At 46.9% G+C, this 688-nt stretch carries 2 tRNA genes and 1 rRNA gene; all 3 read right to left on the bottom strand.

From position 1 onward, the window contains the following. Positions 1–248 precede the first annotated feature (248 nt). Positions 249–324 (bottom strand) — tRNA-Ala (locus ACMV8I_RS21335). Positions 325–458: 134 nt separating this feature from the next. Further along, positions 459–535: transfer RNA gene (locus ACMV8I_RS21330), tRNA-Ile, on the bottom strand. Positions 536–607: 72 nt separating this feature from the next. Beyond that, positions 608–688 (bottom strand): 16S ribosomal RNA (locus tag ACMV8I_RS21325); the annotation flags it as partial.

The raw sequence follows: 688 nt of genomic DNA, 5'->3' as shown, positions 1-688 counted from the left end.
GCTTAGTCGCTTAACCTCACAACCCGAAGGTGTCTTTTCCTTAGTAATACAAGAAAGCACGCGACGCATTGCAAGTCTAGAGAGACTCAACACAGGGTACTCCTTACCTCAGTACTGCTACGGAGAGATAAGTTTCAGCTGTGTCGTTTCAATTTTCAGCTTGTTCCAGATTGTTAAAGAGCAAAATACTTCGCAGCATACTGTTTCCAATATACTCTGAAGTATTATTTTAAGAGGCCGTATGGATATGGTGGAGCTAAGCGGGATCGAACCGCTGACCTCCTGCGTGCAAGGCAGGCGCTCTCCCAGCTGAGCTATAGCCCCATACAGTCACTCACAGATACCTTTATCGTCCTCATCGTTCAGATGAGTCAGTCAATTATTTTCTAATCAAGGCGGAGTCACACGACGTTTACTTACGTAAACGAGTGGGGCGACAACGCAGAGTAGGAAAGAATTGGTAGGCCTGAGTGGACTTGAACCACCGACCTCACCCTTATCAGGGGTGCGCTCTAACCACCTGAGCTACAAGCCTATAAAGGTATTTCTGCTCGTTACTTTTTCATCAGACAATCTGTGTGGACACTGCACAATGCGTATCTTGTGGTAAGGAGGTGATCCAACCGCAGGTTCCCCTACGGTTACCTTGTTACGACTTCACCCCAGTCATGAATCACAAAGTGGTAAG

Origin of the sequence: Ewingella sp. S1.OA.A_B6 (genome assembly GCF_049889095.1) — a bacterium.
GTDB lineage: Bacteria > Pseudomonadota > Gammaproteobacteria > Enterobacterales > Enterobacteriaceae > Ewingella.
This window is presented reverse-complemented; position numbering and strand designations above follow the sequence as displayed.